At 69.1% G+C, this 24,869-nt stretch carries 29 protein-coding genes, 1 pseudogene and 1 riboswitch; of the genes and pseudogenes, 13 read left to right on the forward strand and 17 right to left on the reverse strand.

Features of this window, described 5'->3' with window-relative positions; translation table 11 throughout:
• Positions 1–12 precede the first annotated feature (12 nt).
• Both BLU81_RS10610 and BLU81_RS50435 read left to right on the forward strand, forming a co-directional pair.
• Positions 13–312, forward strand: coding sequence for an ArsR/SmtB family transcription factor (locus BLU81_RS10610; protein ID WP_092543886.1), 300 nt, complete (start codon positions 13–15; stop codon positions 310–312).
• Positions 309–1,061, forward strand: a complete 753-nt coding sequence (locus BLU81_RS50435; RefSeq protein WP_231954389.1) for an SRPBCC domain-containing protein — start codon at positions 309–311, stop codon at positions 1,059–1,061. The genes BLU81_RS10610 and BLU81_RS50435 overlap by 4 nt, the downstream gene beginning before the upstream one ends.
• Before the next feature lie 184 nt (positions 1,062–1,245).
• Here BLU81_RS50435 and BLU81_RS10625 read toward each other — a convergent pair whose 3' ends face one another.
• The 3 genes from BLU81_RS10625 to BLU81_RS10635 form a co-directional block, all read right to left on the reverse strand.
• Entirely contained in the window at positions 1,246–1,830 is a 585-nt protein-coding gene (locus tag BLU81_RS10625; protein ID WP_092543888.1) for an SDR family NAD(P)-dependent oxidoreductase, read from the reverse strand.
• Positions 1,831–1,902: 72 nt separating this feature from the next.
• Positions 1,903–2,325: a DoxX family protein gene (locus BLU81_RS10630; RefSeq protein ID WP_092543890.1), complete on the reverse strand. Its 423-nt coding sequence runs from the start codon at positions 2,323–2,325 to the stop codon at positions 1,903–1,905.
• A 133-nt stretch (positions 2,326–2,458) separates the two neighbouring features.
• On the reverse strand, positions 2,459–2,953 hold the full coding sequence (locus BLU81_RS10635) for a DUF6624 domain-containing protein (RefSeq protein ID WP_092543892.1): 495 nt from the start codon (positions 2,951–2,953) through the stop codon (positions 2,459–2,461).
• 83 nt (positions 2,954–3,036) lie between these two features.
• Here BLU81_RS10635 and BLU81_RS10640 point away from each other — a divergent pair, with 83 nt between their 5' ends.
• Both BLU81_RS10640 and BLU81_RS10645 read left to right on the forward strand, forming a co-directional pair.
• On the forward strand, positions 3,037–3,900 hold the full coding sequence (locus BLU81_RS10640) for a Vgb family protein (RefSeq protein WP_092543894.1): 864 nt from the start codon (positions 3,037–3,039) through the stop codon (positions 3,898–3,900).
• Positions 3,901–4,191: 291 nt separating this feature from the next.
• Positions 4,192–4,653, forward strand: a complete 462-nt coding sequence (locus tag BLU81_RS10645; RefSeq protein WP_197686180.1) for an LLM class oxidoreductase — start codon at positions 4,192–4,194, stop codon at positions 4,651–4,653.
• Position 4,654: 1 nt separating this feature from the next.
• On the opposite strand, the gene BLU81_RS10650 is transcribed toward BLU81_RS10645, so the two are convergent.
• The 3 genes from BLU81_RS10650 to BLU81_RS51485 all read right to left on the reverse strand — a co-directional run bounded on the left by BLU81_RS10650 (position 4,655) and on the right by BLU81_RS51485 (position 6,980).
• Positions 4,655–5,224 (reverse strand): TIGR03086 family metal-binding protein, encoded by a 570-nt coding sequence (locus BLU81_RS10650; protein WP_092543896.1) that lies wholly within the window; start codon positions 5,222–5,224, stop codon positions 4,655–4,657.
• Between the two features lie 77 nt (positions 5,225–5,301).
• On the reverse strand, positions 5,302–5,805 hold the full coding sequence (locus tag BLU81_RS10655) for a suppressor of fused domain protein (RefSeq protein WP_092543898.1): 504 nt from the start codon (positions 5,803–5,805) through the stop codon (positions 5,302–5,304).
• The gene (locus BLU81_RS51485; protein ID WP_269461029.1) at positions 5,802–6,980 is read right to left on the reverse strand and encodes a S8 family serine peptidase; all 1,179 of its coding nucleotides are present in this window, start codon (positions 6,978–6,980) and stop codon (positions 5,802–5,804) included. The genes BLU81_RS10655 and BLU81_RS51485 overlap by 4 nt, the downstream gene beginning before the upstream one ends.
• Before the next feature lie 89 nt (positions 6,981–7,069).
• Positions 7,070–7,189: riboswitch (cobalamin riboswitch) on the forward strand.
• A 35-nt stretch (positions 7,190–7,224) separates the two neighbouring features.
• Here BLU81_RS51485 and BLU81_RS10665 point away from each other — a divergent pair.
• The 3 genes from BLU81_RS10665 (at position 7,225) to BLU81_RS10675 (ending at position 8,728) form a co-directional block, all read left to right on the forward strand.
• Complete coding sequence (locus BLU81_RS10665) at positions 7,225–7,419, forward strand: CbtB domain-containing protein (RefSeq protein WP_092543903.1); 195 nt, start codon at positions 7,225–7,227, stop codon at positions 7,417–7,419.
• A complete protein-coding gene (locus tag BLU81_RS10670; RefSeq protein WP_092543905.1) occupies positions 7,410–8,180 on the forward strand; it encodes a CbtA family protein in 771 nt (256 codons plus the stop codon). Before BLU81_RS10665 ends, BLU81_RS10670 begins: the two co-directional genes overlap by 10 nt.
• 77 nt (positions 8,181–8,257) lie before the next feature.
• Positions 8,258–8,728 (forward strand): GNAT family N-acetyltransferase, encoded by a 471-nt coding sequence (locus BLU81_RS10675; protein WP_092543907.1) that lies wholly within the window; start codon positions 8,258–8,260, stop codon positions 8,726–8,728.
• A 187-nt stretch (positions 8,729–8,915) separates the two neighbouring features.
• Here BLU81_RS10675 and BLU81_RS10680 read toward each other — a convergent pair whose 3' ends face one another.
• The gene (locus BLU81_RS10680; RefSeq protein ID WP_092543909.1) at positions 8,916–10,970 is read right to left on the reverse strand and encodes a methyl-accepting chemotaxis protein; all 2,055 of its coding nucleotides are present in this window, start codon (positions 10,968–10,970) and stop codon (positions 8,916–8,918) included.
• Between the two features lie 273 nt (positions 10,971–11,243).
• On the reverse strand, positions 11,244–11,702 hold the full coding sequence (locus BLU81_RS10685; protein ID WP_231954390.1) for a zinc finger domain-containing protein: 459 nt from the start codon (positions 11,700–11,702) through the stop codon (positions 11,244–11,246).
• 250 nt (positions 11,703–11,952) lie between these two features.
• On the opposite strand from BLU81_RS10685, the gene BLU81_RS10690 reads away from it, so the two are divergent.
• A complete protein-coding gene (locus BLU81_RS10690; protein ID WP_092543911.1) occupies positions 11,953–13,227 on the forward strand; it encodes a glycosyltransferase in 1,275 nt (424 codons plus the stop codon).
• A 67-nt stretch (positions 13,228–13,294) separates the two neighbouring features.
• Here BLU81_RS10690 and BLU81_RS10695 read toward each other — a convergent pair whose 3' ends face one another.
• From BLU81_RS10695 to BLU81_RS10710, 4 genes are all read right to left on the reverse strand, one after another.
• Entirely contained in the window at positions 13,295–14,914 is a 1,620-nt protein-coding gene (locus BLU81_RS10695) for a hypothetical protein (protein ID WP_092543913.1), read from the reverse strand.
• Positions 14,911–15,804, reverse strand: a complete 894-nt coding sequence (locus BLU81_RS10700; RefSeq protein ID WP_092543915.1) for an ABC transporter ATP-binding protein — start codon at positions 15,802–15,804, stop codon at positions 14,911–14,913. The genes BLU81_RS10695 and BLU81_RS10700 overlap by 4 nt, the downstream gene beginning before the upstream one ends.
• A 211-nt stretch (positions 15,805–16,015) precedes the next feature.
• Positions 16,016–17,332, reverse strand: a complete 1,317-nt coding sequence (gene nhaA / locus BLU81_RS10705; RefSeq protein ID WP_092543917.1) for a Na+/H+ antiporter NhaA — start codon at positions 17,330–17,332, stop codon at positions 16,016–16,018.
• 325 nt (positions 17,333–17,657) lie between these two features.
• On the reverse strand, positions 17,658–18,584 hold the full coding sequence (locus BLU81_RS10710) for a class I SAM-dependent methyltransferase (protein ID WP_092543919.1): 927 nt from the start codon (positions 18,582–18,584) through the stop codon (positions 17,658–17,660).
• A gap of 324 nt (positions 18,585–18,908) precedes the next feature.
• Between BLU81_RS10710 and BLU81_RS47830 the strand changes: the two genes are divergently transcribed.
• A complete protein-coding gene (locus BLU81_RS47830) occupies positions 18,909–19,163 on the forward strand; it encodes a DUF4158 domain-containing protein (RefSeq protein ID WP_157751456.1) in 255 nt (84 codons plus the stop codon).
• Positions 19,164–19,179: 16 nt separating this feature from the next.
• The gene (locus tag BLU81_RS50455; protein ID WP_231954392.1) at positions 19,180–19,395 is read left to right on the forward strand and encodes a hypothetical protein; all 216 of its coding nucleotides are present in this window, start codon (positions 19,180–19,182) and stop codon (positions 19,393–19,395) included.
• Positions 19,396–19,634: 239 nt separating this feature from the next.
• Here BLU81_RS50455 and BLU81_RS10725 read toward each other — a convergent pair whose 3' ends face one another.
• From BLU81_RS10725 to BLU81_RS10735, 3 genes are all read right to left on the reverse strand, one after another.
• A complete protein-coding gene (locus BLU81_RS10725; protein ID WP_092556889.1) occupies positions 19,635–20,303 on the reverse strand; it encodes a Type 1 glutamine amidotransferase-like domain-containing protein in 669 nt (222 codons plus the stop codon).
• Positions 20,304–20,457: 154 nt separating this feature from the next.
• A complete protein-coding gene (locus BLU81_RS10730) occupies positions 20,458–21,048 on the reverse strand; it encodes a GrpB family protein (protein ID WP_197686181.1) in 591 nt (196 codons plus the stop codon).
• 248 nt (positions 21,049–21,296) lie between these two features.
• Entirely contained in the window at positions 21,297–21,635 is a 339-nt protein-coding gene (locus BLU81_RS10735) for a nucleoside triphosphate pyrophosphohydrolase (RefSeq protein ID WP_092543923.1), read from the reverse strand.
• Positions 21,636–21,808: 173 nt separating this feature from the next.
• On the opposite strand from BLU81_RS10735, the gene BLU81_RS10740 reads away from it, so the two are divergent.
• Complete coding sequence (locus BLU81_RS10740) at positions 21,809–22,759, forward strand: phosphotransferase family protein (protein ID WP_092543925.1); 951 nt, start codon at positions 21,809–21,811, stop codon at positions 22,757–22,759.
• A gap of 80 nt (positions 22,760–22,839) precedes the next feature.
• Here the strand turns inward: BLU81_RS10740 and BLU81_RS52025 are convergent.
• Positions 22,840–22,944 (reverse strand): annotated as a pseudogene (locus BLU81_RS52025) (Tn3 family transposase); the annotation flags it as partial.
• 244 nt (positions 22,945–23,188) lie between these two features.
• Between BLU81_RS52025 and BLU81_RS10745 the strand changes: the two are divergent.
• Together BLU81_RS10745 and BLU81_RS10750 are read left to right on the forward strand one after the other, a co-directional pair.
• The gene (locus tag BLU81_RS10745) at positions 23,189–23,776 is read left to right on the forward strand and encodes a PadR family transcriptional regulator (RefSeq protein ID WP_092543927.1); all 588 of its coding nucleotides are present in this window, start codon (positions 23,189–23,191) and stop codon (positions 23,774–23,776) included.
• Positions 23,740–24,210, forward strand: a complete 471-nt coding sequence (locus tag BLU81_RS10750) for a nitroreductase/quinone reductase family protein (protein ID WP_231954395.1) — start codon at positions 23,740–23,742, stop codon at positions 24,208–24,210. The genes BLU81_RS10745 and BLU81_RS10750 overlap by 37 nt, the downstream gene beginning before the upstream one ends.
• A gap of 400 nt (positions 24,211–24,610) precedes the next feature.
• Here BLU81_RS10750 and BLU81_RS50460 read toward each other — a convergent pair whose 3' ends face one another.
• Positions 24,611–24,778, reverse strand: coding sequence for a hypothetical protein (locus tag BLU81_RS50460; protein ID WP_157751457.1), 168 nt, complete (start codon positions 24,776–24,778; stop codon positions 24,611–24,613).
• Positions 24,779–24,869: the final 91 nt, after the last annotated feature.

Consider the following 24,869-nt stretch of genomic DNA (forward strand, 5'->3'; position numbering starts at 1 on the left):
TAGGGTTGGCGCATGCTTGATGCTGCCTTCGCGGCTCTCGGGGATCCGGTTCGCCGGGCGATCGTGAGCCGTCTCGCGCACTCCGACGCGACCGTCGGGGAGCTGGCCGAGCCGTTCGACCTGACCCAGCAGGCGATCTCTCATCACGTCGCCGTGCTGCGCCGCTGCGGCCTGGTCGAACAGCGCCGCGAGGGCACCCGGCGGCCCTGCCGGCTGCGGGCCGACCAGCTGGCCCTGCTGCGATCGTGGATCGACGAGCAGCGCCGCATCTGGGACGACCGTCTCGACGCGCTCGAAGAGCACCTGCGGTGACCCCGGCCGACGAACTGATCGCCAGCCGCCGGCTGCCGTCCCCGCCCGAACGGGTCTGGGCGGCGTTCACGTCCCCGGCGGGTGTCGCGGCGTTCTGGGGCGGCTCGCACGCCGTCGTCACCGAGGAGTCGGTCGCACTCGACCTGCGACCCGGCGGCGAATTCAAGGTCGACACCCTGCGATTCGTGTACGTCAGCCTCGCCGCCCCGCACGAGCTGATCTTCGACGAGCCGCTGACCGGGATCCGCACCACCGTGTCGATCCGCGCCGACGGCAGCGGCTCCCATCTCACCGTCCACCAGCGGCGGCTCCCGCCCCGGCTGCGTACCGCCCGAGCCGCCCGGGGACTCGCCTCGATCCTGGGCGCCCTGGACCACCACCTGCAGAAGGAGAACCGGATGACCACCCAACGCGCGACCGTCGAGGAGTACTTCGACGGGTTCCGGACCAGTGACCACCCGCGCATCCTGGCCACTCTCACCGACGACGTCGAATGGATCATCCACGGGCACCGCACCACTAAGGGCAAGACCGAATTCGACGGTGAGATCGAGAACCCGGCCTTCACCGGCAGTCCGGTCCTGGACGTCGAGCGGGTTCTGCAGGACGGCCCGGTCGTCGTGGTCACCGGCGTGGGCCGGGGCACGACCGTGGAACATGGGCCGTTCCGATTCGCGTTCAACGACCTGTTCACGTTCCGCGACGCCCTGATCAGCCGGGTCGACTCCTACGTGGTCCCGCTGCCGTGAGACCGGTTCCAGAAGGCCAGCCGGTAGATCCGCGGTTCACCGGACTGGACGTCTTTCCTCGGCCACCCAGGTCGGCGCGACCTACGGCGAGTGGATCGCGGTCGGCAGACCCCTGAGACAGGACCTGAACGGAAGGTCATGAAGAGGTCCCGCGGGCGGAGAAGGACTCCCCCTCGGGAACCGGTCAATGGATCACCTCGTGTCGCCACTGGGGGCGGGGCTCGCGGTGCAGGTCCCAGTAGTGCTCGGCGATGGTGTCGGGGTCGTGGAAGGTGCCGGGCGCGACCGGGCCGGTGACGGTGACCGTGGCGACGTGCACGTCTTGCGGGCCGAACTGGCGCTGCAGCAGGTCGGCGACGGTGCGGGCGGCGGCTTTGCCGAGTGACAGCGACACATACGCCGGTTTCGGCTCGGGCATGCCACCGGTGATCAGGAACGTCTTCGTTGCCGGTAGGAGGTGCGCGGCGGTGGTGAGGATCCCGCCGACGTTGACCGCCCACGCTTCCTGCAGATCTTTCAGGGGCAGCTCACCGAGGGTGTCGGCCTGGATCAGCGCGGCGTTGTAGACGACCACCTCGGGTGGCCCGAATCTGGTCGCGGCAGTGTCGAGGGCCGCGCGCAGGGCGGACTCGTCGGTGCAGTCGGCGCTCACCACGCCGGGGCCGGGTGTGCGGGCGATCAGGGTGACGGGGAGGCCCTCGCGGGCGAAGCGTGCGGCGACCGAACGCCCGATCCCGGGGCCCGCGCCGATGACTACCAGTCCTGCCATGCCAACGACGGTAAACGTTCCCACGATGGGAAGGTCAAGCCCGGGGAGCCACCTCGGGCTTGACCTTCACGGTCAGACCGTGACTGCGGCTGGTTCGCGGCGTTTGCCGATCAGGGCGTCCAGGGAGTAGTGGCCGGCGCCGAACGCGGCGATCACCAGGAACGTCCAGGCGTAGAGGGCGGCATTGACGCCGCCGTTCTCGATCGGCAGCAGGCCGTCGGGCTGGTGCACGATGAAGTAGGCGTAGGCCATCGAGCCGGAGGCCAGGATCGCGGCCGGGCGGGTGAGCAGCCCGAGCAGCACGAGGATGCCGCAGGCCAGCTGGATGACCGCCGCGTACCAGCCGGGCCAGGTGCCGACCGGGATCGGCTCGCCGGTGCCGCGACTGCCGCCGAAGAGGCCGAACAGGCTGGCCAGTCCGTGGCAGGCGAACAGCAGGCCGACGACCACACGGAACAGTGGCCAGGTGATCTGGGCGATGCGTGGGGAGGACAATAGACTCTCCTTAGCCGAAAAAGCCGAAATGGCCGAAAGTGGTCCAACTGCCCTGCGACGTTAGTTCGTGGATGTTGCCACATTCATAGACGAACATAAATTTATTCTAAGAGCGGCCATGGAGCACGAACCCCTAGAGTGCCGGCGGTGCGTGCCGGGCGACGTATTCGGCATACGGGGCCAGGCCCACCGCGGCGCGCCGCTGCTCCATGCCGGCCGGATCGTCGCACGGCCACGGGGCGGGAGCGCCGTCGGCGACGCCGGCGATCTGGGTGCCGTACGTCTGCGGGTGCCCCTCGTTGACCCGGACCCGGTCGTGCAGCATCGCCACCTGCGTGGGGTCGGCGCCGGCCGCGGTCATCAGGGCCAGGGCGCGGCGCTGGACGTCCAGCTGGCGGTCGGCGTGCTGGGCGATCAGCCAGGCTCGGCGGGCACCTTCGGGACCGACGAGGGCGGGGGTGGGCCAGCCGTGTTCGTCGAGGATCACGGTGAGGCGATCGGCGTTGCGGACGGTCACCCGCCGGTGTGCCAACTGGGCGGCGGGGTCGTCACCGAGGGCGCCGGGTTGCAGGCGGAGGTCCTCGTCGGTCAGGTCGGTCAGTTCGCGGGCGAGCGCTTCGTTGAGCATGACGTCACGGTAGGCGGCGGCCCGGATGCTTTCGGTAACCCCTGAATAAAGATCGAAGAGTATCTATCAACAATAATTGGACTATGCCGATCAGCGAGTATCCGGTGGGCGACGGCGGTCCGTACGCGATCACGACCGGCCTCGACGGCGCGCTGTGGTTCACGCTCGTGCACAGCGGGCGCATCGGACGGCTGGTCCCCGGCGGGCAGCCCGCGTTCTTCCCACTGGATCCCGGTGGCGGACCGACCGTGATCACCGCTGGCCCGGACGGGGCTCTGTGGTTCACCGAGTTCCAGGGCCACCGGATCGGGCGGATCACCACCAGCGGCGCGGTCACCGGGTTCGCCGTGCCGGGCCGCGCGCCGTTCGGGATCGCGGCCGGCGCCGACGGGGCGTTGTGGTTCACCGCGACCGCGACCGACCGGATCGGGCGGATCACCACGGCGGGCCACCTCAGCGAGGTCGCCCTGCCCCGGGCGGGCATGTACCCGTCGGCGATCGCGGCGGCCGCGGACGGCTCACTGTGGTTCACCCTGAATCAGGCGAACGCGATCGGCCGGATCGGCGCCGACCGGACGGTCAGCGTGTTCGCACTACCGACCGCACAGGCCGGCCCGGTCGGCATCACGGCCGGCCCGGACGGGGCCCTGTGGTTCACCGAGTTCCTCGCCGGGCAGATCGGCCGGATCACCCCGCACGGGCAGATCACCGAGTTCCCCCTGCCGGACCGCGGCGCCCGCCCGCACGCCGTCACCGCCGGCCCCGACGGGCGGCTGTGGTTCACCGAGTGGGCCGGCAACCGGATCGGTTCGATCACCACCGACGGCGTGATCACCGGCCAGGACCTACCGGCCCCGGGGTCGGAACCGCACGGCATCACGGCAGGCCCGGACGGGGCACTGTGGGCGGCCCTGGAGTCCGGCGCCCTGGCCCGGATCACCCCCTGAAGCAGCACACCGCGCCCGAAACGCACCACCTTCCCCGTACCCAAAACCGCCGTTGATCTTGCGGTTTGTCTCACCGACACCGAAACCCCATTTCTGGTACGCCTCCGTAAAGCCCCGTGGCCACCCCGCGAGGTGGGCGGCCGGTACCGGCCGTCGCGCGGGCGCCGGGCGGAGGCGGCGCGGACACCCCCCGGCGTCACCGGCCGACTGGCGGGAGTGGTGGACGGGGGTGCTCCTGCACGCTGTCACCGGCGCGGACCTGCCCACGACCGGGACAAGGCCCACTGGATCGTGCGGGAGCAGATCACCGGACCCCGGGCGATCGCGTTCCTGGAACAGCACTGGGGCAAGGACCTGTCCGGGTACGACCCGGACGGCCCGCTGCCCGACATCGAACCCGCCGACGGCGAACTCGACCCGTCCCGGGGCACGCTGTCCATCGAACACCGCACCGGCAAACTCGAGCGCAGCGCCCAATGGCGCGACCGCGGGCTGTCGATCCGGGACCTCGTCGTGGACGTCCAGCCCCGGCGCAACGTGTTCGTCGGCACGGCCGGGCAGGTCGCCGCCGAATGGGCCCACTACCTGCGGTCCGGCACGGTCGACGATTTCAACATCGTGCCGCAGCTACTGCCCGGCACCATCGAGGACGTCGTCGACAAACCGGTGCCGGCGTTGCAGGACCGCGGCGTCCACCGCACCGCCTACACCGGCAACACCCTGCGCGAACATCTCGAACTGCCGTCGCGATAAGTCAGGCCGGCTGCCACGCCGGGTCCCGGCCGGTGCCCGCGATCAACCGGGCGAGCCGGTCGGCGTCCGCCGGCACCGGGACCGCCGGGCCGAACGCGCCCATCTTGCGGCCCATGTCACCCATCGTGTCCAGGAACTCGGCCACCGCCGGCAGCAGCGACACGTCGACAGGGTAGGGCTGCCCGATGGCCCGGGACAGGTCCCAGCCGTGCACCACCAAGTCCACCACCATCATCAGCCCGAGAGTGCGATGCGGCAGGCCCATCCCCGGCGACACCCCGTCCAGGACCGCCGGATCCGCCCACGCAATGATCATCTGGTGGGCCTCGGACGCGAAGTCCGCCCGCCAGTCCCCCACCAGGCTGTCCGGGGTCACACCCCAGTCGACCTCCTTACGGTCGGCCACCAGCTGAAAGTTGCGGACCACCTGGAACAGATGCGACAACAGGTCCCGCACCGTGAACTCGGCACACGGCGTCACCGCCGGCAACTGCTCGTCACGCACCCGCGCCACCAGCGCGGTCACCACCGGAACCGCCTTGCCGAGCAGATCACTGATCTCAGTAGACATGGACCCAGCCTAGAAACCCCGACACATCCCGGCCAGGTGAACCAGGCACCCGGCCGGGTGACGCCACCCGCGATCGGCTACTCCTGAACCGGCCGGGCCCGGCCCGGATCAGTCACCATCAACCGGTCGTCAGCGATCTCCGACTCCCCGTTCGCCTCCGCCTCGGTCACCCCGACCAACTGCAGAAAACGATCACCCAACTCCGGATCCGCCGTCAGAATCAGCACCGTCAACCCGGTATCCGGGCCACCGGAGAACGGGAAACCCGTGATCGGCCCCACCAGATCCACCCACTGACCCTCCTCCAGCGGCTCCGCCAGACTGTTCGCATAACCCGCCATGTGCTCCAGCGTCACGAACGGCCACTGCGGCGGATCCGTCTCCGCCCCGCGCACCAGCCGGAACGTCAACTCCACACCCCAACGCCGGCCCAGCCCGTACGTCACATAATGCCAATGCCCGTCCGCCGGATACACCGAACCGGCCTCCAGCACATGCTCACCGGCCACATACGACACATGCCACGGCTGCTCCCGCGGATACAACCGGCCCAACGCCTCGGTGACAACCTCCCACATCATCCCGGCATTCGATCATGAGTCGTGGACTCCCCAGAAGTAGCGGGGTGCCACCCACGCCGCCGCCCCCGGCCGACCACCGCCGCCACCACACCCGCCAACAACGCCAGACCCGCACCACCGGCAGCGAACAAACCCGCCCGATCCCACTCCGGACCACCCCGGCGCGCCAACGGCACCGGCGACACCGCCACCACCGCCGCCACCTTCGGACCCGCCTCCTCCGTCAGCGCCCGATACGGATTCAGCAGCCCGAACCCGTACCCGGCACTGCGCGCCCCACCCGGAGCCGGATCCACCGACCGCAACAACCGGTCCGTGATCTCCGCCGCACTGTCACGGGGAAACCGCTCCCGCAACAACGCCGCCGTCGCCGCCACGAACGGCGCCGCGAAACTCGTCCCCTGCACCACCCGATGACCCGACACCGGCGACAACACCGTCACCGCGTCACCGAACGCCGCCACATCCACATGCTCACCCGGCTGCGAGAACTGAGCCAGCGACCCGTCAGCGGCCACCGCACCCACACCGATCACCCCCGGATAACCCGCCGGGTACGCCACCCCACCATCGACACCACCGTTACCGGCAGCGGCCACCACCACCACGTCCGCAGCGACCGCCTCCGCGACCGCCGCCCGCACACCCGCATCCTGACCCGGCATCACCAGCGAAATGTTGATCACCTTCGCCCTGGCCGTGGTCACCGACCACCGGATCGCCTGCGCAAAAGCAGCCGCACTCGACGACCCCTGCCCCGCATCGTCCAGATCCGAATCCTCACTGACCCGCGCCGGCACGATCGTCGCCCCCGGCGCCAAACCCTGCACCCCGGAATCAGCCTCCGGCAGCCCCGCGATGATCCCCGCCACCGCCGTCCCGTGCCCCGGACAGTCCTGCCGCGCATCCGCCGCACCATGCAGAAAATCCCGTCCACCCAGCACCCGGCCGGTCAACTGCGGGTTCCGCGCCACCCCGGAATCGATCACCGCCACCCGGACACCGGCACCCGTGGCCAGACCCGCCAACCGGGCCGGCGCATACGCCTTCAACTCCGCCGGAACACCCGGCGACGTCACCCCCGCACCCAGACACTGCGCCGCACTCGCCGGCCCCACCACAGGCACCACCACACCCGCGACGAAACCCACCACCACCGCAACCGGCAACCGCACGAAACCCACCCCCGGTACACCCCCGACGACCGGCGTGGATGCTACCGGCCACCAGTTGTGCCGCCACCACCCCGGCCGTTAAGTTGAAGCCAGCCAATTCTGCGGCGAGTGAGGAAAACCGGTGAGACTCCGGTGCGGTCGCGCCACTGTAAGCCGAACCCCGTCACGGGCAGGCGAGTCAGGACGCTCACGCGCCGCAGGCCCCATCGATCGGGACGCGTCATCCCGAAGGAGGAACCACTCCATGCCCAAGGCACAACCCCTCGCCGTACCCACGGTCTCCACCCGGCTCCTCGCCACCGCCGCGGGATTCACCGGCATCATGCTGCTCCTGGCCTACCTCGTCGCCTTCGACCAGGGCGGCATCTCCCAAAGCGGTATGTACCTGCACGAACTCATGCACGACGGCCGCCACCTGCTCGGTGTCCCGTGCCATTGACCACCCCCGTCCCCACCTACATCCAGCTCCTGCTCCGCGGCCTACTCGCCGGCCTGATCGCGGGACTGTTCGCCGGGACCTTCGCCTACGTCGCCGGCGAACCCCACATCAACGCCGCCATCGCCATCGAAGAAGCCAACGCCCCGGCACTCGCCCCCGGTGAGGCCGACGAAGAAGCCCTCGTCGAACGCGACGTCCAGAGCACCGTCGGCCTGCTCCTGGCCACCGCCCTCTACGGCGCGGCCCTCGGCGGCATCCTCGCCACCGCCTACACCGTCCTGCGGCGCCGGCTGCGCACCGGCAGCGACACCCAGGCCGCTCTCGGCCTCGCCGCAGCCGCCCTCACCGGCATCGTTCTCGTGCCCTACCTGAAATACCCGCCCAACCCACCCGCCGTCGGCGACCCCGACACCATCGACCAGCGCACCATCGCCTACCTCGCCGTCCTCATCCTCGGCCTGGTAGCCGTCTGGGCCGCCGTCCTCGCCGCCCGCACCCAGACCCACCAATGGCGCCGTGCTACCGCCGGCACCATTGCGTTCCTGATCGTGGTCACCATCGCCTATCTGATGCTGCCCACCTTCAACGAGGTCCCCGACGACTTCCCGGCGACGCTGCTGTGGAACTTCCGGATCTCGTCACTCGGCACCCAGACCATCCTCTGGACCGCCCTCGGACTGACCTTCGCAGGACTGCTCAACCAGCTGGCCACCCGCACCGGGCAGCCCATCGCAACCCCGGAGCCCGCCACCACCGCGTGACCGGCGACGTATGAAGACAGTGAGGGCAGCGCCCTCACTGTCTTTGTATGCAACCAGTGCCTGATACCAATAGGCCCATGACCGCGCCACAACACACCATCACCGTCGACGACCTGACCGGACCCGCCATCGCCGCCCTGCTCCAGGAACACGTCGACGAAATGCGCGGCATCAGCCCACCCGAGAGCAAACACGCCCTCGACCTCGACGGCCTGCGCCGCACCGGCATCACCCTCTGGACCCTGCACGACGGCGACCACCTCCTCGGCTGCGGCGCCCTGAAACAACTCACCCCCACCACCGCCGAGATCAAATCCATGCGCACCGCCCGAACCGCCCAGCGCCGCGGCGTCGCCTCAGCCCTACTGACCCACCTGATCGCCGAAGCCCGCCACCGCGGCTACACCGACCTCTACCTCGAAACCGGCACCGACCCGTTCTTCGCCCCGGCCCGCACCCTCTACACCCGCTTCGGGTTCGTCACCTGCCCACCGTTCGCCGACTACCGCCCCGACCCCCACAGCATCCATCTCACCAAAAACCTCTGACCCGTCCGGTCAGCGCTCCTCACCACCGCCAGCAGATCGGTCACCTCGTCGTCCTCATCGTCGCCACCGCTCGCGGGACGGTCCAGTGGTACCCACAGCCGTGCCAGGACACCGCGACCGTGCGGGCCTCGTCCGAACGCCACACCCAGCCCCACCGGCAGTGACGGAAAGTGCTCCGGCGTGGGTGTCAGGTATGGGTGTCGTCCAGCAGACGCTGGACGAAGACTGCCATCTGCTGGGCGGCGTCTTCGTCGGGAATCAGGAACTGCAGACCCGCCTCGGGACGATCGCCGCTGCTGGTGTTGACGACGGTGGCATGGGTGGTGATGTGCCGGCCGTCGTGTTCGACGGTGGCGGTCACGGTGTCCCCCTCGTTGAGGGGCAGCCCAGCTGGTGGCGTACACCGCATACCCCCAGAACTGATGTTGATGAGGGCGACCGGGACGGGTGTCCGACCGGCGGCGGCGAGGGTGGCTGTACTGATCGCGGCAACCCGGTCGTGTTGGCGACGTTCCAGACGGGCGGCCAGGTCGGACATCTCTTCGACGCGGGTGAGCGCGTCGCGCATCTTCGCCGAGAGCTGGTCGACGAGGGTGTCCTGATCGGCAGCGACGGTACGCAACGAGCCGGTGGCATGACCGACGCCGCTGATGCCGTCGATCACGGTGGTGATGGTGGCGGCCATCGCAGCAGTGTCGCGTTCCAGATCGGCGATGGTGGCGAGGATCTGCTCGGTCGAGCGGCTGGTGTTGTCAGCCAACTGCTTGACCTCGTCGGCGACGACCGTGAAGCCGTCACCGAGGGTCCCGGCCCGGGCGGCCTCGATGGTGGCATTGAGAGCCAGCAGCCGGGTCTGGGCGGCGATCCCGGTAACCAGGTCAGCGGTGGCGGCGACCCGGCGCAGACTCTCCTCCAGCGAACCGATCATGGCTTCGGCGTGACGGGCCTGCACAACGACAGCGGTGGTGGCGGTGTCGGTGGTGGTGATACTCGTGTCGATGACGTCGGCAGCGACACGGATCTGGCCGACCTGGTCGGTGATCTGACGCAGTTCCGCGGCGATGACGTCGGTGGATTCGTTGATGACGGTCTGGGCGCGACGCCGGAACTGGGCCTCGCTCTGTTTCTGATGCAGGAACCCGGTGCGCAATTGCTGATCGCGGGCGGCCTGACCGGCCCGCAGATCAGCGTCCTGTTCGTGCAGCCGGTCCCGGGCGACATCCAGGGCCCGGCCGATGTCGCCGATCTCGTCGCGACTGTCGGGCAGAGGTTGCGGAGCGAGGTCACCGTCGGTGATCGCGGTGACCGCGGTCAGAGTGAGTCGCACATCGTGGGTGGTGTTCCAGACGATGGCGGCAGCGAGCCAACCGGCCAGCAGGAACCCGGCAGCGGTACCGGCCAGCGCGAGCGTACGTTCGTACTCGAAACCACCGATACGGGTGTCGAGCAGCTCGGCCAGAGTGTCGTGCAACGGGCCGGACGCGCGGCGCCCAGCCGCCGCGACCGCTTCAACGGCATCATCCGTGCCACCAGTGGTGCCGGTGTTCAGTCCTGCCGACAGCACCATGGAGAGGGCCTTGGCGGCGTCGACCACGGCGGTGACCGGTCGCAGCCGACTGGACAGGTCGGCTTGCTGAGTGTTCTGCCCGGCGGTGTCGAGGTCGCTGGTGAGGCCGTCCGCAGCGGCGGACAGGTTACCGGCGAGCACAGCCCGGTCGGCGAAGTCCTGCCGCGCATCGCCGGTCGCCGGAACAGTGGCTTGAACAGCGGCGGTCAGGATGCGAGGCAACTGCACGATCTGAGCGTCCATGACGTAGAACGAGTCAAGATCGGGATCCAGGATCAGGTTCGACGTGTTGCCCAACTGAGTGATCATCGCGGCAAGGGACTCAGCCAGCTCGTACCGGCGGACGGGGCTGCCGTCACCGAGGTCGGGCAGCGCGGCGACCTGATCGGTCAAGTCCAGATCCGGGTACGCCGTGGCGACCTGTGCGACCGCGGTCAGGTCCGGAGTGCCGTCGGCAGCGGTATCGGCCAGGGCGAGCAGGATCGGGCGCAGCGCGGCGACACCGTCGACCTCGGCGGCGCTGAACGCGATCTGCTGGTCACGGGTATAGGCGTACAACCCGGTCGCGGCGATGCCGGGCAGGACCAGCACCACCACCAGCAGCACCAGCCGGATCCCGGTCCTCAGCCGCCGGCACACCGGCAGCAGAGGTCGCAGCACCAGCGGGCCGTTCACAGCGGCTCCCGCAAATCGGTCCGGCACGCTACCACAGCCAGCACCGGGAAACCCCCCACCAGCCCATACCTGATCGACAACCGGCCAATCACGACCGTCCCCCTGCGCGGCCTCACCCCAAACCACCGCCCACCTGTACGCACCCCTGCCCAGCCTCTGCACTACTCACCGACGAAAGTCGCGGCAGCGAGTAGTGCAGAGGATTCCAGAAACCTGTGCACTCGACTTGGAAATCGACAGACGAACAAGACGTGATCGTCCAGACCGAACAACTCACCGCGCTGGGCACCAGCGGCAAGAACCGCGCCGGCCCGGCCCGGTTGGGTCGTAGACGCCCGGCAGTGGCCCGGCGAGCATCTCCAGGACCAGACCGTGCGCGACGAGGTGGTCGGCGAGGGCGGTGAGTTCGGCGGCGTCGTGGCCGAGGCGTTTCATCTCGTTGACGGTGAGGATGACCCGGCAGTGCGGGGCGTGGGCCTTGATCTCGCGGGCCGGCGCAAGGGCTGCCTCGAACTGCGGGCGGACCCGCATCCGGGTGGAGATCTTCTCGGCGAAGATTTTGTCGCGGGGGGATGCCGTGCTGAGCCGGCCGACCTTGGTGAACCGGCCGGTGTGGTAAGAGGTGGCGACCACGCCGGAGCGCGACCGGCACGGCGAGCCGGGCTGCGCCAGACAGCGTGGACAGGGGCGCCGCTCGACCGCGGCGGCGTCACGCGAGTCGGATTCGCGCATTTCTCAGAACATCGACGCGACACGCTTGCGCGAGAACGCGTCGTGAGAACAGAACCGGCCCGAAATCGCGAATCGGGGCCGGACAGCGGGCGGGTTCTCAGAATGGGACCCCGTTTCTGCGAAAACCCAGGGTCAGCTTGGTGGGGTCGCAGGGTCGCCTCCAGCGCCCTGGTGGACGTAAGCTCACCCCTGGTGAGCCGGGAAGCCTGGTCGGCGTGTCTATACACGCGCGTCCAGCAGGAGGTTCATCATGCGGGTTCTCGTTCTGACCCTTGGCACTCGTGGCGACGTGCAGCCGTTCCTGCCGCTGACCCGGGAACTGCACCGTCGTGGCCATCAGGCGGTGATCGCCGCGCCGCAGCGGTTTGCCGAGCTGGCCGCCGCGCACGCGGTACCGTTCTTCGCTCTCGACGACGGCCCGCTTCGCGTGCTAGACGCCGGCTCTGCGGTCGGCGATGTGGCCGAAGGCGGTCTCCGGGCGAAGGCGGCGTTGATGCGACGCCTTCCGGAGATGTTCAGTCAGGTGCTCGCCGACTGCTGGCAGGCCGCGTCGGACGGCGCGGACGTGATCGTGCACAACGGACAGGTGATTGCCGGGCAGCATGTGGCCGAGAAGCTCGGCGTACCGGCGGTCTTGGCGCTGCCGTTGCCGATGTATGTGCCGACCCACGAGTTCCCGTGGCCGGGGCAGGACTTCCCGGACCGGCTGCCACGAGCGTTGAACCGGGCGACTTACGCCGGGATGCGGGCGCCTGCACTGATGTTCGGCCGCACCGTCGACCGGTGGCGGGAGAAGCTGGGCCTGCCCCGCCGGCGCGGCCGGCACGATCCCACCCGCCGCCCGGACGGTGGTCCCGCACCGGTGCTGCACGCGATCAGCCCGGCGGTTCTGCCACGCCCGGCCGACTGGCCGGACACTGCCCAGGTCACCGGCTATTGGTTCGCCGAGCCCACCGCCCCCGCCGCTGGAGACGGCCTCAGCGACCACGCGCGGACGTTGCTGGACGGGCCGATGCCGCCGGTGTTCGTCGGGTTCGGCAGTATGGCCGGCCGGTTCCCGGCCGAGACGACTCGCATCGTGCTGGATGCGCTCGATCGTGCTGGACTGCCCGGCATCGTGGCCGGCGGCTGGGGCGGCCTGCAACCGTTCACCTCCGACCGGCACGCCTTCGTTTCCGGGGAGGTCGATCATGAGGCGGTGTTCGCGCGTTGCGCGGTGATCGTGCATCACGGTGGCGCCGGGACCACCGCGGCCGCCGCCCGCGCCGGCCGCCCGCAGGTGATCTGCCCGTTCGTCGGCGATCAACCGTTCTGGGGACGGCGGATGCAGCACCTCGGCGTCGCGCCCGCACCGGTCAGCCTCAAGAGCCTGGAGGTGCGTTCTCTCGCCGTCGCGGTCAGGCAGGCCGCCGATGATGCGGGCATGGCCGAGACGGCAGAACGGCTCGGTGGACGCATCCGCGTCGACGACGGCGTCACCGTCGCCGTCGACGCCTTGGAGCAGGTCGCCGCAGCCGGCCGGTGACGTGTGCCGCTGCACGTCTCTACGCGCTCGCCTTTTACTGCTGGGATCTGCGGATCTGACGCAGCCGCTAGGAAAGCAGATCGCGGCGGCGGTAGGCGGCGACGCCTAGCACGGTCAGGAGCGTGGCTATGGCGAGCACGACGGATGAGGCGGTCATGCTCGCCGGAGCGAGTGGTACGGGTGCCAGGTGAGCGAACGGGGAGATGTCGCGTATCCAGTCCGGTGCCGCGACGCTCTCGGCGATGACCAGCAGCAGGAACCCACCGACGGCGGGAACGCCGCCGAGGGGCCCGGTCCAGCGCGGGGCCCAGCCGGCCGCGAACACCGCCGCGCCGAGGCTGAGCGCTACGATCGGCAGCACGTTCCACGTGCCGCGCAGCGCGTCGAACAGGGCCAGCTCACCACCGATGGCGGTGACACCCAGCCACGTCGCCAGGCCGGCGCCGGTGACCAGGACCACCGCGGCCGCGGCGGTGACGGTGATCTCGGCGCCGATCAGCCGGATCCGGGTGATCGGCTGACTGGCGAGCAGGATCAGCCGCCGGTCGGACTCGGCCGCGACGAAGGCGGTCATCCGGGCGGTGACGAAGCCACCGACCGGCATGGCGAGGATCGCGAACAGCGTCGCGGCGAAGCCTGCGATGCTGCCCAGCCCTTCGAAGCCGGCCTGCGACGCCTCGCCAGCCATCGCAGGGTTGTCGCGCAGGAAGTCGGTGACCGACACCGCGGTCAGCCCGATCAGCAGGTAGTAGGCGCCGATGCCGACCATCCAGCCGGTCAGCGGCCGCAGCACCCGGCGTACTGCGAACGGTGCCATGCCCGCCAGCAGCAGGGTCCGCGGACGCCGTCCTCCCGCCGCCGGGGTCAGACCGTCGCGAACGTCGCGACGGCGGGCTGCGGCAAGGGTCAGCACCGTGACGAGCGCGGTCGCGGCGGCCAGCACCAGCAGCGGTAGGACACGGTTGTGAACGTACGGTCCACTCAGCGACAGCAGCCCGAACGGCGACAGCCAGTGCAGCCAGCCGAGGGCGGTGGCCCCGTCACCGATCATGCGGGCCAGTAGGCCGACGCCCAGCACCGCCACAGCCGTCCCGGTCGCCGCCGAGCGGGCGGGAAAGACCTGCGCTGCCAGCGCGGCCACCGCGACAAAGAACGCCCCGAGCAGACCAGTGCCTGCGCCGTACAGGACCGCGCCTGCCGGTTCGGTGCCCGACAGCAGCAGAACAGCCGTGATGGCGGCCGCGGTGGCGGGGACCAGGTGGCGCAGCAGGACAGCTGTGGCCGGGAGACGGCTGGACAGCAGCAGGTCCCAGCGGCCGGCGTCCTCCTCTCCGCGGGTGATCCGGGTGGTCGCCAGAATCGCCCAGGCGCCGAGCAGGACCGCGATGACCGTACCGACGCGCCACACCGCGAACCCGCCGGCGGTGTCGAGGCCGATCGGGGCGCCGAACAGCGTCCGAATCGCCGGGTTCCCGGCCAGCGCCTGCAGACCGCCGGCCGCCGCCGGGTCAGCCATCACCTGCGCGTAGGTGGCGGCGACCAGCGCGGTCATCCCGGCGGCAAGCCCGGCAACGATGAGGGCGCCGCGCCGGATCTGGCGCACGGCCAGCCACGTGACAGCCCGGCCCGGCGCGGGATGCGACATCGTCACAGGGCCGGCCGGGGCGGGTCGGATGCCGATGCTCATCGGGCCGTCTCCGTCCCGTAGTAACCGAGGAAGATCTCCTCCAGGCTGGGCTCGCGCATGCTCAGAGCGGTGACCTCGGCGGCGGCCAGGGCCCGCAGCGCGGGAGCGGGTTCCCCGGTCAGCGTGAACCGCAGGCGTCGTTCTCCGGCCGGCTCGATCGCCTCGACGCCCGGGATCACGCCCAGATCGGGTGCGCTGCCGGTGTAGGTGATCGTCACTTCAGCCCGGTGCAGACCGCGCAGGTCGCTGATCGTGGAGACGTCGGCGAGCCGGCCGGCGCGCAGGATGGCGACCCGGTCGCAGACAGCTTCGACCTCGGCGAGCTGGTGCGAGCTCAGGAAGACGGTCTGCCCGCGGTCGCGGGCGTGACGCACCGCAGTGCGGAACTCGTGTTCCATCAGCGGGTCCAGGCCGCTGGCCGGCTCGTCGAGCACCAGCAGCGGAGCCCGGGTGGCGAACGCGGCGATCAAGGCGACCTTCTGCCGGTTGCCGGTGGAGTAGGTGCGGGCCGGTTTCGACGCGTCGAGGGCGAACCGTTCGATGAGCTCATCGCGGTAGGCCGTGTCGGTGCCCGGGCCGGTGCGGGCTTGCAGGTGCAGGATCTCCGCGCCGGTCAGTTGCGGCCACAACGCCACATCTGCCGGCACGTAGGCCAGGTGCCGGTGGGCGTGGCCCACGTCGGCGGCGTCGACGCCGAACACCTCGGCGCGGCCGGCGCTCGGGCGGGCGAGGCCGAGCAGCAGGCGGATGGTGGTGGACTTGCCGGCGCCGTTGGGGCCGAGGAACCCGAACACCTCGCCCGCGACGACGTCCAGGTTCAGGGTGTCGAGGGCGGTCAGGCGGCCGTAGCGTTTCGTCAGGTCGACAGCGCGCAGCGCGGGATCGGTCATCACAGGAGGCCTTCCGGGTCGGGGCGTGGATCAATGACCGCCGACCAGACTTCCCGGCACACCTGTCGCTCACCGTACGCCCACCCCGCACGGGGCGGGAAGCCCCCGCGCTGCGATCACCGCAGCAGGCCGAAGTCCTGCCCGTGATAGACCTCAGACACTCCGCCGGCGTGCGTTGTCCGAGCTGTTGGTGAGGTCGGCACGAGGGCGGCTACCGTCCGATCTCGTGGTCAGCCTCGTACACGTCGGGGATGCCATCGTGGTCCGCGTCAACGTTCTCGATGTCGTGGATACGCCGGTACACCCGGTTACGGATTCGCAGCACGACCGTGGCCAGCAGTGCGGCGGCCAGCGATCCGGCCAGGACGGCGACCTTGACGTGGTCGTCGCGTTCGCTGCCGGAGCCGAACGCCAGTTCCCCGATGAGTAGCGAGACGGTGAAGCCGAGCCCGCCGAGCATGGCCAGACCGATCACGTCGGTCCAGCTGAGCCCTTCGTCGAGGTTGGCGCGGGTGAACCGTGCAACCAGCCACGTCGCTGCGGTGATACCGATGGTCTTACCGATCACCAGCCCGGCCATGATGCCGAGCGCGACCGAGTCGCTCAGCGACGCGCCGAGACCGCTGAGCCCGCCGATGGTCACGCCGGCCGACAGCAGCGCGAACACCGGAACGGCGAACCCGGACGACAGCGGCCGGAACCGGTGCTCGAAATGCTCCGCCAGGCCGGGTCCGGCGTCCGGGCCCCCCGCGGCGTCGCTGCGTACGACCGGCACGGTGAACGCCAGAAGCACTCCGGCGACAGTGGCGTGCACCCCCGACTCGTGCATCAGTACCCACGTCGCGGCGGCCAGCGGCAGCAGCAGCCACCACGACCGGACTCGCCGCTGCACCAGCACGCCGAACACCGCCAGCGGTATCAGCATCGCCAGCAATGGCAGCACCGACAGTTGGGCGGTGTAGAACACGGCGATGATGGCGATGGCCAGCAGATCGTCGACCACCGCAAGGGTGAGCAGGAACGTCCGTAGCCCCGCCGGCAGATGCCGCCCCACCACGGCCAGCACCGCAAGGGCGAACGCGATGTCGGTCGCGGTCGGGATCGCCCAGCCTCGCAGCGCGCCGTCACCCGTACCGAGGTTGAACGCAACGTAGATCAGCGCCGGAACGATCACGCCGCCCACGGCGGCGGCCACGGGGACCGCGGCCCGCCGCGGGTCACGCAGATCCCCGGCGACGAACTCCCGTTTGAGCTCCAAACCCGCGACGAAGAAGAAGATCGCCAGCAGGCCGTCCGCGGCCCACGTCGCCAGGCTCAGATTGAGGTGCCAGGCCGCCGGGCCAATCTTGAAGTCGCGAAGAGCCTCGTACGCCGGCGCCCACGGCGAGTTTGCCCACACCAGCGCCATCACCGCCGCAACCAGCAGCAGCGCCCCGCCGATGGTCTCCTGCCGCAGGATCTCCCCGATGCGGCGCGCCTCCGGCCAGGAACCACGCCGGAACAGAGAACTACGGGGGCTGTCACTCACGACGGTGCTCGCTTTCAGGGGTCGGGCCAACCAATTGCCGACCAGACTTCCCGGCGCACCTGATCTCACTCTATCCCACGACCCCTGCGTACCGGCCCAGCGTGTCACGCAGGCCCCCTGGCGTAGACCGTACGACGCAAGACGCCATATTCCTTGATCGCGATGGTGCTGCCGTTTAGAGGAGCACAGCTTCCCGACCACCAGCGCGGCGGTAGCGTGCCCGACCTGGGTGTCGGTACTGGTGAGATCGCCTATTTGACTGTCACAGGTTCTCCTTCGAATCCGGTTCCAGGCCCGTCTCCGATGAGGCCACGTCGGGACCGGCTCAGCTTGCAGTGGAAGCAGGGGCTGCCGCTGTGGTTGTGCTCGGCGCCAGTTGGAAGTGCCAGATGATCTGGCTCGGTGTTCCCTCCCAGGCGGCGCCGGCTGCCGCCGGGACGATGCCCAGCAGCGACCAGGGCCAGGCGTCCCACGGTCCTGTCGCAATCTCCCCGGGCATGTCCTCGCTGGTGTCGCCGGACATCCGAGGCTCCTCGCAACGCCGTGGCTGCAGGCCCAATGGCAAGGCGACACGCAGATAGTCACTGGCCCGATGGCGGAACGCAGGCAGCAGCCCGGGATCGCCTTCGGCAGAACGTACTCGCGGCACCGACCCCAATGCCACGAGCTCGTGGTGCACATCCGTGATCACCAGATGGCCGCCAGGACGCAGGACCCGGGCGAACTCGGTGATCGCCGGGCCGACATCGGAAAGGTGAGTCAGCGCCAACGCGCACACGACGACATCGACGTGGTCGTCGGGTATGGGAAGCTCGTGCAAGTTGCCCTGCCGCAGCTCGGCGTTCGGAACGCGCGTACGAGCGTGAGCCAGCATTTCCGGGGAGCTGTCGACGCCGATGACCCGGTGGCCTTGTTTGCCGAGGTACTCGGTGTATCTGCCGGTGCCGCAAGCCGCGTCCAAGGCGACGCCCGGTGGCAGGGAGCCGAGGATTTCGTGCACGATGGGTTCTTCGATGTCGAACAGCCCGTTACCTGGTTGATCGTAGGTTGCGGACCACACCTTGTAGCCGTTGACGGTGTCGACCTGCGCTGCGGTGACTCCTTCACCGTTCAGCGACGGGCTGTCCAGAAGGCGCCGGACCTCGCTGATACGCGCTTCGATGAAGTCCCGGTCGTAGTCGCCGGCGAAGGCACGCAGCAACGCCACGCCCTCCAGCCCCAGTGTGTAGGCGAGGGGGTGCTGGTATGCCACCAAGCGACCGTAGCGACGACATGCGGATCGGACTATCCAATTTCTCGCGGCTCAGCTCTGCAGAAATCGACGGATCGGGGACCCGATACAGTCGCTCCAGGATCGCCGCTACCCGCGTATCCCCTGTTCAGGGCGTCGCCTATCGGTCGGGAGCGCGACATGCGAAGTGTCGCCAGTTCGCATCCGATGCAATCGCGGCACAAGGACTGACGTTCGGGAAAGTCACGCTAAGGATGATCTTGGCGTTGGTGAGCCGGGCTGAGATCTGCCGACTTCAATCAAAATCAAGCGATAATCGTCGATGGCGACGGTTATCGATGTGGTGTGAGAAGTTTTCTTACTCCCGCCGAAGAGGCGGTCTATGGCCGGTTCACCGGCCCGCCGGAGCAGGCGGTCCTTGAGCGGTTCTTCTTCCTGGACGATGCGGAACGGGGCCTCGTCGTGGTCAAGCGTGGTGACCACAACCGGTTGGGTTTCAGTCTCCAGTTGGTGACGGTTCGTCATCTGGGCCGGTTCCTGGATGATCCCCTCGACCGGAGATCTGCGAGGTGTACGGCTACCGCCCGTATGCGGCGGTGAGGGATTCGCTGCTGGGGTGGGCGACCGGAGACGGGCCGAAGGCGTTGTTCTACTCGGCGGTGGCCCGGTTGCGCGCGGAGCGGGTGTCGCTGCCCGGGGTGACGAGGTGGCCGGTGCCCGCAAGGCGGCCGAGCTCCGGCTGTACGTGGCCCTGGCCGACGCGATCACTGCGGAGCAGGCCGATGAGCTGCGGAAGATCCTGAAAGTGCCGGAGGGCAAGCACCGGTCGTAGTTGGAGTTGTGGCGGCGTGGGCCGAAGAATCCGACCGGGCGGGGCATGGTGCGCTCGCTGGAGCGGGTGGCGGAGATCGCGGGGCTGCACATGGGTGCGGCGGGTGATCGAGCTGGCCCGGGCGGGGTTCGAGGCGAAGGCGCCGAAGCTGGCGGCGTTGAAGCAGCATCGCAAGACCGCGACCCTGTTGGCGACGGTGCGGTGGCTGGAGGTCACCGCGTAAGCGTTCCTGCTGCCCGCTACGAGTTGAACAACTTCCAGTGGCCCTCGGAGACCACTTCGATGGAGCCGTCGGCCACCTTGATGGCGGTCTGCTCGTCGATCGCGTACGCCGGTCCCGAGATTCCGGCCGCCCACCGTTCTGCTGCGGCCGTGGTGTTCTCCGGGCAATCCGGGTGATCCAGGTGCGGGAAGATCGAGAAGTCGACCACGCCGAGTGCGTTGTCGCCGCCGGTGGGCGGCTTCCAGCCGACGAAGTCCTCCCCGATGCGAGGGGTCAGCGCCAGGCTTCCGGCGCTGAGTCCCACGTAGACCGTGTCGGTCAGCGACGGCAGGAGGTCCGCCAGCCCGGACTCGCGCATCCAGTGGCACAGGTACAGGGTGTCGCCGCCGTTGACCAGCAGGACGTCCGCTTCCCGGACCCAGGAGACCCAGCGCTCTTTGTCGATGCTGGGCAGGGCCGTGAGTTCCAGCGTGCCCACCGATTTCCACCCCAGGCCGGTCATCGGACTGGGGGATTGTCCGCTGGTGAAACGCCAGGGCCCGCCCGGATCCCCGTACGGGCCCCCGTACCCCGCGGTGGGGATGCAGAGGGCGTTGGCCTCGGCGACCGGTTTACCCAGCAGGTCGACCAGCGCGTCCTGGACGCTCGCGTTCCTGATACCGGAGTCGGTGAGCAGCAGCTTCATCATGTCCTTCCCGAGGGATGTCGGCGACGTAGTCGGAAGCGATGGTCGGTCTGGTCCACCTTGGCCACCTCCGCTGGCCCCCTCACCGGTCAGCGGGGTGACTGGCGTCAGCCGGCGGACCGCGATGCGGCCAAAGGTGAGACCGATACGCCTGTCAGCGGAGACCGGCTCGCTGCAGGATCTCGACGACGATCTGCCCCTTACCGGCGACGTAGTGTGCCATCGACAAGGGATGTTCGGCGGCGGCCTCGAACTTGCGGGTTGTGTAACGGTCCCGGTCTTCTGGGTGGGTTCGTAGCCAGTCGCGGAAGATCACGTGGCGGAGGTACTCGTCGCAGTCGGGGCCGAAGACATGCAGGTTCACGCTGTGATCAGCGTTCCAGAGGCACCGGTGCTCGTACCAGTGCGGCTCCCGGGTGCGCAGGGTGTAGCCGGTCGAGGCCAGCGCCGGCACATACGCATCCTCGGCCGCCGGGTCCGCGACGATCAGGTCGATGTCGATGCGGTCCTTCGCCGCAAGGCCCGGCACGGCCGTCGACCCGACATGGTCGACAGCAAGGACGCGAGCGCCGAGAGCGGATCGGATACGGGCTTCCTCGCGGGCGTACATCGCGGGCCACTCCGGGTCGTACGGGCTGACGGTGATCGGCGACGTCACCTCCGCCGGCCGGTCTCCCACCACGCGCCGGGCCATCTGCTCCGGAGTAAGCGGCTTCGGCGGCGAGGGCAACGGCGGCAGGCGCATGGACGCGACGCTACTGCCGTAACGCAAGATCACCGCGCCCAGCCGGGAACGGACGGCGGGATTTAGGAAGAGCGGTACAGCGATTAGCGCTGAGAATGATCTTGCTCTGAGGTCTCACGTAGACGCTCGATCTACGACGAAGACCTGACGCCGCTGAACGCGCTGGATCCCGCAGCGATCCATCACGCCATCGCGCAAGTGGCACGACTGGCAGCAGACAAGCAGGTGCACGTCTTCATTTCTGCGAGTCAGGGAACGAGGACCTCATCGAGCCAGAGGCGCCGTGTGAACCCACCGCGCTGGGCGCGCTTGGCAGCAGCCGCCTCATCCACTTCGGCCTCGGTGAAACCGAGCGCGACCGTCAGGGCGGCAACCACTTCGCGGATGTCGGCGAGTTCACCCAGTCGCTCGCCCGGTTCGGCGGATGCGACCTCCTCCGCCTCCTCGTGCAGTTTCGCGATCAACGCGGGAAGCAGTTCCTGAGCCTCCAGCACCCGGACCCTCGGAGTCCGGCCATCGGCAGAGATGATCTCCGGAATACGATCACGCACCAGCTTGCCGTAAACGATCTTCTGTTCGCGAGACATCCCACCATCATCCTTGCTCGGGTGCCGACCGCCTCTGGTGCGGCCTTCCGCCGGGCGTGCTCACTCTCGCGACCAGACCGACGACTCCAAGATCACCGTATACGTTCTGTTGTTCTCGAGCGCCGTTCGCACCGGCTCGGCAGAGGGCGTGCGCGCCCGGCATACGATGCGGCGTGACGTTCACCCCTCGGGCCGCGTGGGCCGACACGCCAGAACCGGTACGGACAGCCGTCGCTGAAGCGCTCGGCACCCCGATCGTCGGTCATACCGATCTACACGGCGGCATGTCACCAGGCCCGGCCGCGGCCTTGCGGCTGGCCGACGGACGACAAATCTTCGTCAAGGCCGTGTCCGCCGAGGTCCGGGCGCACAACCACCGGATGATCCTCCAGGAATCCGCGATCCTGGACGCGCTACCCACTTCAGCGCCGGCACCTCGACGCCTCGCCACCGTCGAACACGGACCATGGATCGCCCTGGCGATCACCTGGGCCCCCGGCACCACCGAAACGTCATGGACCGACGCATCGATCTCAGCTGTCGCTCGCGCCTGCCGAACGGCGAACGGACATCACGCACCGGACGCTCTGCCGCCGGTCGCCGAACGCATCTTCGACTTCGACGGCTGGACACGTCTGCTCGAAATCGGTACCGGCGACGCCTGGGAGACCGCTCACGCGGGGCAGGCGGCCGAGGTGGTGGCCGGCTGGAAGGCCTGGACCGCCGGAGATGCGCTGGTCCACCGAGACCTCCGCCTCGACAACACGACAGTCGACACGAAGGCCGGATCGGCGGTGCTGCTCGACTGGGCGTACGCCTCCGCCGGCGCCCCGTGGATCGATCTCGCACAGATGGCGGCGGACATCGTCGGCACCGGACATGCCCTCGGCCAGCAAGCGGCGACGGATCGCGCGTACCGCCTTCTCCAGACCCTGCCGCCCGCGGCTTCACGTTTCGTCGTGGGACTGGCCGGAATGTGGTGCATCCGAGCCGCAACCATCCCAGACACGGTCATGCCCAGCATCTCCACCTGGCGCCGCGCAAGATCAGCCGCACTGCGCCCCTTGGTGACCCACCTGATCGCAGACCTTCGCGACTCGATCCCAGCAACGCACCCAAGCTGATAGCTGATGCAGGGCTAAGCCAAGACATCCTGCCTCAAGATCATCCTTAGCGTGACTTTCCCGAACGTTAGTCCCCGACCCCCGCCATGCACGCTCGCCGCGACGCGCAGCAGGTCGTCCCACATGTTCGTGATCAAGTCCAGGTTCAGCCGCCGGGTCAGCAGCGCCCCGGCGCGCGGGTACCGGAGGGCTTCTTAACAGATGCGCGACCAGGGATCAAGAAGTTGATCTAGGGCGAGTGGTCACGCCATCGACTACAGGTTCTCGACGTAGCCAGCGGCGATGTCCTCGGGATGTCCTGGTTTGCGCCACTCGACCGGGCACGCGAAGCCTGCGGCCTTTGTCTCCTCGGGACAATGGCCTCGTTGCGCCTTCGTTATAGTCGAATCCGGTTATTCGATTTCGGCTACTTGTTGATACGGAGGCGCAGTGCGCGCTCTGGACAATCCGCTGACCATGGCTGTGCTGGCCCTCCTCCGGGAGGGCCCCCGGCATCCCTACGAGATGCAGCACCTACTCCGCGAGCGCAATGTCGGCGCGGTGGTCAAGCTGCGCGGCGGCTCGCTGTACGACGCCATCGACCGGCTGGCCAGAGCCAGCCTCATCGAGCCGGTCGGGCGCAGCCGCTCCGGAGCCCGGCCGGAACGCACCGTCTACACAGTCACCCCGCTGGGTGAGGAGAAGCTCACCGCCATCGTCGGCAAGCACGTCGGGGCGGTTGCCGAGGAGTTCCCGGCGTTCACGGCAGGTCTGGCGCACATCCTCCATCTGGAGAAGGAAGCCGCGCTGCACCTGCTGCACGAGCGGCGGCGCTCCCTGACCGCCCTCGCCGAGGAGACCGACGCCGTTCTTCTTGATGCGCGGCAGGCGGGCGTGCCCCGGCTGCCGTTGCTGGAAACCGAGTACACGCAACTACTCAGGCACACCGAGATCGCCTGGCTCCACCAGGTGACGACGGCGATCGAGGAGGGGGACCTGCCATGGACGGCGCCCCCATCACCACAACAGGAGGCGTGATGTCCATTCCCCCCAAGTCCCTCAAGGTCGCCAACAAAGTGATCGTCTGGTTGCAGCGACGTGGCCTGCCCATCGGAACGATGCACCTGCTCACCGTCCGAGGACGTAAGTCGGGCGAACCTCGTACCACTCCGGTGTCGCCGCTGACCGTTGACGGCGAGCGCTACATCATCGGCGGCTACGCGAAAGGTGATTGGGTCAAGAACGTCCGGGTGGCCGGCGAGGCGGTGTTGTCCCGCGGCAAAGCTCAGGAGCGGGTCCGCCTCGTCGAACTTCCCGAGGCGGACCGCGTGCCGGTGCTGCGCGCCTTCCCCAAGGAGGTGCCGCACGGCGTCCCGATGTTCGTCAAGACTGGCGTGGTGCCGGACGCCACGCCGGACGGGTTCGCCGCCGCTGCGCCGAATGTGGCGGTCTTCCGGGTCGAACGCTACTGATCCCGCCGCCGGGCATCCGGCGGTTGAGCGGCGCGGATACGGGCCGTCCGACGCGACTCGATGCCCACAAGGTGTGCTTGAGCCGTGTGCCGCGACGAGCGGCACGCACGGTGCTGAGGGGCCGGAGCGCAGCGATGCGCTCCGGCTACCCGACGATTCCCGGGCCGGTCAATGCTGCGTATCGGTGGCGTCGAGGTGATCCCGCATCCCGGTGATGACCCTCGGCGTCCTGGGTCTACGCATCTCCGCACCGTTCAGCGGCACCTCCGGGCAGCAGCCTGATTACTCGCCTTCTGGAACCGGAGCCCGGGTCGCGGTCCCGTCCACGCCGCTCGACGCCCTGGTGTCGCTGACGGACCCGGGCGATACCTCAGCGCTCCACCGCGCAGGTTCGCACGGGTCATAGCGGTTCGAGGTCGGCTTCCTCGCCTTGGTCGTCGCCGGCGAGAAGCTGCAGGGCCTCGCGGAGCCAGCCGAGTTCGTCGGCGCCTTCGTAGTCGCCGGGCAGCCGGACCGCGATCCAGACGTCCTCGTCGAGCAGTCCGGCCGCCGCGCGGAGGCGGGCCACGGTCGGGTCCTGGGTGAGGCTGTCAGCCGCGGCCGTTGCAGCGCGGGCGGGCGCAGACTTTCGGCGGCGCCGCGGTGCTGCTCGTAGGCGG

This window comes from Actinoplanes derwentensis, from assembly GCF_900104725.1.
Lineage (GTDB): Bacteria > Actinomycetota > Actinomycetes > Mycobacteriales > Micromonosporaceae > Actinoplanes > Actinoplanes derwentensis.